The organism is Anabaena sp. UHCC 0451 (assembly GCF_034931405.1).
In the GTDB taxonomy this organism is placed as follows: Bacteria; Cyanobacteriota; Cyanobacteriia; order Cyanobacteriales; family Nostocaceae; genus RDYJ01.
The window spans coordinates 1-5,513 of the sequence record NZ_JAYGHA010000069.1 but is presented as its reverse complement, the minus strand read 5'-3'; the positions used below and the strand labels follow the sequence as shown (position 1 = coordinate 5,513).

At 38.4% G+C, this 5,513-nt stretch carries 6 protein-coding genes; 1 reads left to right on the top strand and 5 read right to left on the bottom strand.

What is annotated here, in order from left to right:
* From VB694_RS25155 to VB694_RS25140, 4 genes are all read right to left on the bottom strand, one after another.
* Positions 1–268 (bottom strand): PIN domain-containing protein (locus VB694_RS25155; RefSeq protein WP_416233504.1); only part of this gene is annotated, 268 nt, incomplete at its 3' end.
* Positions 269–272: 4 nt separating this feature from the next.
* Positions 273–491 (bottom strand): hypothetical protein, encoded by a 219-nt coding sequence (locus VB694_RS25150; RefSeq protein WP_323363053.1) that lies wholly within the window; start codon positions 489–491, stop codon positions 273–275.
* 294 nt (positions 492–785) lie between these two features.
* The gene (locus tag VB694_RS25145; RefSeq protein ID WP_323363052.1) at positions 786–1,067 is read right to left on the bottom strand and encodes a type II toxin-antitoxin system mRNA interferase toxin, RelE/StbE family; all 282 of its coding nucleotides are present in this window, start codon (positions 1,065–1,067) and stop codon (positions 786–788) included.
* A complete protein-coding gene (locus tag VB694_RS25140; RefSeq protein ID WP_323363051.1) occupies positions 1,064–1,279 on the bottom strand; it encodes a hypothetical protein in 216 nt (71 codons plus the stop codon). The genes VB694_RS25145 and VB694_RS25140 overlap by 4 nt, the downstream gene beginning before the upstream one ends.
* A 90-nt stretch (positions 1,280–1,369) precedes the next feature.
* Between VB694_RS25140 and VB694_RS25135 the strand changes: the two genes are divergently transcribed.
* Complete coding sequence (locus tag VB694_RS25135; RefSeq protein WP_323363050.1) at positions 1,370–1,582, top strand: hypothetical protein; 213 nt, start codon at positions 1,370–1,372, stop codon at positions 1,580–1,582.
* Between the two features lie 266 nt (positions 1,583–1,848).
* On the opposite strand, the gene VB694_RS25130 is transcribed toward VB694_RS25135, so the two are convergent.
* Positions 1,849–5,513: Calx-beta domain-containing protein (locus VB694_RS25130; protein WP_323363049.1), on the bottom strand; the 3,665-nt coding region annotated here is incomplete at its 5' end.

Here is a 5,513-nt window from a genome sequence, read left to right as displayed (position 1 = left end):
ATCCTCTTAATGTGGATGCTTTCAACAATATGTTAAAATCGAGTTCAATGATATGATGAATTTGATAAAAACCTTGAATAAGATTTTGAATTTGATTTTCGGGGAATTTTCCTTTTTTGATTAGGTTTACACAAACTTCATTGATTACCTGGGTACTTAAATAAAGTCCTGTTTGTGTGGCTAGATGGTTAGCAATTTGATGTTTTCTGATATCTTGACTCTGATTAAGTGCATATATCCAGATATTTGAATCTAAAAAAATCGTCATATTTCTATTCTTTTTCGTAAATTTCTTCTCGTTTCATTGGAGTTAATTGTTCTATATTTAAAGGATTTTCCAATAAATATTGGAGGTAATTTTCAGACTGTTCAGAGGCTTCTTGTTGAAGAGTGACTTTAACTATATTGGGTTGTTTTAACTGTTGTTGATACTGTTCGGGAATTTTTATCATCCCATTTTCAATAGTGGTTTGAAATTCTACAGTAATCATATCTATTTTCCTAGTCTTTGCTCGCTTGTTACTTGTATTATAGCTGAATTTATTTCCTTTACCATTCCTAACAGCATCAAAGCGATCGCTCTCTCATATCCCAAAAAGGCGATCGCACCACCCCACATCCCAAAAAGTGATTCCTACGGAGCGCTTCGCTATCGCACTCCCACATCTCCCAAATAGGCGATACCTTCGGTGCGCTTGCGCTATCGCATCCCCACACCCCAAACAGCGATTCCTATGTCACACTATCGCTATCGAGACGCTATCGCGCATCTCTAAAAATCAGTATTAATAAACTTCATCATGAGTTCCCAAATTGAGGAGCAAAATAGCGTCTTGTTCGTCTTCAATATTTTCGACAAATTCAAACAAAATACGGTAATTATAGTCAATTGAACAAGACCAGACATTAGCTAAATCGCCTTTGAGTTTGTGAGTTCGTAAGCTAGGATAAAAAGGATCTTCAGCTAATTGCAACAATGTTTGTTCAATCAAAGATCGAAGATTTGGATCTTTACGAATTAGACGTTTAAAAGAGCGCAATGATTTGGGAGTCCAGCCAATATTCATGGTTGATCGACTTCTGCTAAAAATTGATTGACTGAACCAAATTTAAAGTTTCCTTCAGTAAATTCTTGGCGAACTTCTGTAATTTCTTGGGATAGTTTGGTTCTTTTTTCTTGGTGCAGTCGTTTTTGAAGAAGATCAAGTAATATTTCTTGGTCTTCTAAAGATAAACTTTCGACTGATTCAATAGCTTGCTGGAATGCTGATATTTTCATTGCTGTACTTACTTGGTTAGACTTATTTTAATGGTATCGTTCTTTTTAAAGTTTTGCTCATATCCCAACAGCGAACTGACAATTCAGTGCTTGCGCTATTGCCCTCCCCATCATCCCCACAACAGCGATCGCTCTCCTCACATCCCTAAAAGCGATCGCGTCCCCACATCCCAAACAGCGATCGCACCCCATCATCCCAAAACAGCGATCGCTCTCTCATATCCCAAAAAGGTGATCGCACTCCCAGATCCCCAAACAGCGATTCCTACGGAGCGCTTCGCTATTGCTCCTCACATCAACTAAAAGAGCGATCGCTCGACAATTATGTTCAAACGTAAGGGTTTAGCATTGCTAAACCCTTACCCAACGACTAACTAAGAGTGACAAATCTACAATGATTTTGATGTTGCTGAATTATCTTAATTTTCGACATTTTTGGATGGGGAAATTACATGGTATTCGCTGGTATTGTACCTGATATTGTTGGGGGTTTAGCATTGCTAAACCCCTACCACCTACACAGGTCTTTTCAACAATTAAGCCTTGGGAAAAAGCACAACAGCTTAATTCTATCGGTTTTTCCATTGCCAATATGCCTGAAGTGGACTCATTGTAACGTCTCTGAGGAATTGTTGATTAGCATTTGCGCCTCCCGTTCCTTGATTAGATGTTCGGACTTCAAGATGCAAATGTGGCGCACCACTATAGTAACCAACTAAACCAACAGTGTCTCCCGCATTAATTCGTTTGCCATTCGATAGACCACTGGTAGATTTTAAATGTCCATAAACCCATTGACGACCATCATCAGAATTAATGCCTACAAAAACATAACCATCTTCAGAACCGTGTATCCATGCAACAGAACCACCAATCACTGCCTTAATTGGTGTTTGATAACCTGCCCCTATATCAATTCCTGCGTGCCATTTCCCAGTCTCATTGTAGTAGCTTTGATCGTATAAATAGCCTGATGTCATGTGATACCGTGTGCCAAAAATAGTATTAGATAAATCGGTGTAGATTTGCTCAATTCGGTCATCTGTTTTCCCACGTTGATCTCCACCTCCATATGGTGAATCTGGTCGGAATTGGTTATCATCTCCACTTTGTTGATCCCATTGGGACTCGCTAAGGGTATTAAGTTCAGAATAATATCCAGTTGGCGCTACCACAACCTTCTCCCAAGACATATCAATATAAGTGTCCCCGTCACCTTCCCACATATCATAACCAACATCATACCAACCCGCAGGTAAAGTGTATTTCACCTCATAATAGTCACTATGAGCGTATACCCATTGATTAGCAGGTGTGATATTGTATACTCCGCCTTGTCCCCAAACATTATTTGCAAAGAGGTGGAAACCATCATCTCCACGCACGCGGAATTTATATTCGCTACCATCAAAATATTGTAGAGTCCAGGCCGTCATCCCAAAGAAATTATGAGGGAGACGAGCGTTATCACCATTAGGCGCACCTTGTCCCCAATTAGCATTAATACCAATTTTGCCATCACTGCGGACATTAGAGCCTAAATTAACATATCCAATCAGATTACCCTGATCACGAATAACATCAAAGGATGGTGCAGTACCTTGTCCATACCAATGGTAAATACCTCCAGCCCATGATGTAGTGCTATCAGCACTATCTATAAAAGCCTGATGTTCTTCAATTTTGAAACCAACGCCAGCACCACCACTTATTTCTTTATGTTCAACTTTCACTGCATAATACCCACCTGTTGAACGGAAATAACCAGAATAAGTACCAGCAAAATCATTCCATTGACCAATTAACCGTTCATTACCAATCCAAGCTTGTACCCCATCATCACCATTAACTGTAATATGATACAATCCTGGCGCAAAATATCGTGTAGTTGTGAACCGCCCAGAAAAATTATCCACAGGAGTATTTGTAGGTGCGCCATTTCCCCAATTACGGGAGAAATCTTGGCTACCAGAACCTAAATCTTCTATCCATGTAGGACTACCTGTTAAATCGCGGTTATTGAAATATTCTGCTTTCCAATTATTAGCAGATACTTCAGAATATATAGTTTTACCCTGCCAATCTTGAATAATCACTCGATCATCAAAAGTGATACCAAGAAACCCCTTATCAAAGCTTTGATAATGTTTGTAACCATTAAAATTATATTTCTCCTCTACTTGTGTTGCAAATCCTAACCCACCATTTTGCCTTTCATATCCACCAACCAAGCGATAGAAATATAACATTGCTCCTTGTACTCGATATGGTCCACCTTGAGTTAGTTGCTGACCATCTTTCACAGAGAAAATATTAATTATATTTCCTTGGCTATCGGCAAAATCTTGTACCCATCCACCATTAACAAAACGTACCTCGCTAGTTGGAGTACCTACATTCTTACTCCAATAACTGTAATCATTTTTCCATTGTAACTCTGTACCATTAGGCGCACCTTTTCCAACTAAAGCAAAGCTACTAGACTTTTGATTATAAGTTGCGGTGACAATACCATTTAAATTAGTTAATTTACCCCCTTCAAATTCCATAACAGAACTACCATCAGCTTGTTTGTAAATGGGTGAAGTTGGCAAACCTAAACCGGAGTAAACATCCGATAATCCATTAGTTGTATCTGGATTAGCATATTGGTTATTGGAATAATAGTCAGCTATAGAACCATACATCAGAAAAGTACCATACTGACTCTGATATACACCAATTCCACTACTATTAAAGAAAGAGCGAGTTACAGGTATATCGTAGTAGGTGTTATTAGTAGGTGAAGAATCGGTATAATCATAGTTACCCAAAGAAGTAGCAGAAAGACTGATATTGTAGTTAGTATTTATGCCATTTCCGCTTGGATATATCCGAACATAATAGTTACCAGAAAATAAAGATACGTTGATTGATTCTATTGAACTACCTGTCAGGATTGAACTTCCCAGGATTTCATGAGCATCCACCTGAGAATTGCCATTAATATCTTGAATTAGCTGCACATCTGCATTACCACTCAAACCACTGAGCGACAAATTAAAATTACTCGGACTACTAACACTAAATCTATAATAGTCATTAGTATCAGTATCGCCTACAAAATCACTAAAATTTTGTGTATTCATCAAAGTACCGATATTGCGGGCTTGAGTTAAACTATTGCCAGCATAATCAGAAGGTACTAAATTAAATGTAAAATTGCTATTACTGAAATCCCAAAGACCAGCATTATTCACACTACTAATCTTAATTTGATAATCAGCACCAGCTACTAAATTACTAGGTAAAGTCCAACTTTCACTACCATCTGATAAAATTGAACTGAAAATTGTGCGGTTATAAACTCCCCCTTTATATAGGTCAATCTTGACATTTTCAGCGATATTATCCGCCCAAGTTAGATTATTATTTGCACCAATAACTAATGATTCTCCTCCATTGGGTGAAGTAACAGTAATAAAAGGTGCAGGATCATTATCAGCAATATTCACAGTTGCACTTTTAGCAGTACCCAAAACATAATTCGCACTACTAGCTAAAGTCACAATAACCGTCTCATTTCCCTCAACCAAAGCATCATCAACAGGATTAACATTAATCAAAGCCGTCGATGCACCAGCAGAGAAAGTAGTCGTACCACTTAATGATTGATAATCAACCCCATTAGTAGCCGTACCCGCAACAGAATAATTAACCGTCAAAGATGAACTTAAATCTCCAGTTCTTGTCAGTTTAAACCTACCAGGATTGGCAGTTAGTCCAGTTAAGATTTCCCCTGCATTTCCATCACTAGCACTAATAGTAACAGTAGGTTTAATAGTAGTTGCCGAATCATTATCAACTAAATTAACAGTCGCAGTTTTCGCAGTTCCTAAACTGTAATTTGCACTACTAGCCAAATTGACAATAACTGTCTCATTCCCCTCATAGACAGCATCATCTTTAACATTGACATTAATTATTGCCGTAGCAGAACCCGCAGCAAAAGTCACACTCTTAGTTAATGATTGATAATCAACCCCATTAGTAGCTGTACCCACAACGGTATAATTAACAGTCAAAGGTGCAGATTTATTTCCTGTACGCGTCAGAGTAAATCTACCAGGATTTGCAGCTTGTCCTGTAACAGTTTCTGCCGCATTGGCATCGGTAGCACTGATAGTAATAGTCGGTTTATCATTATCAGCCAAATTAACAGTAGCAGTATTCGCAGTTCCTACAACGTAACGGG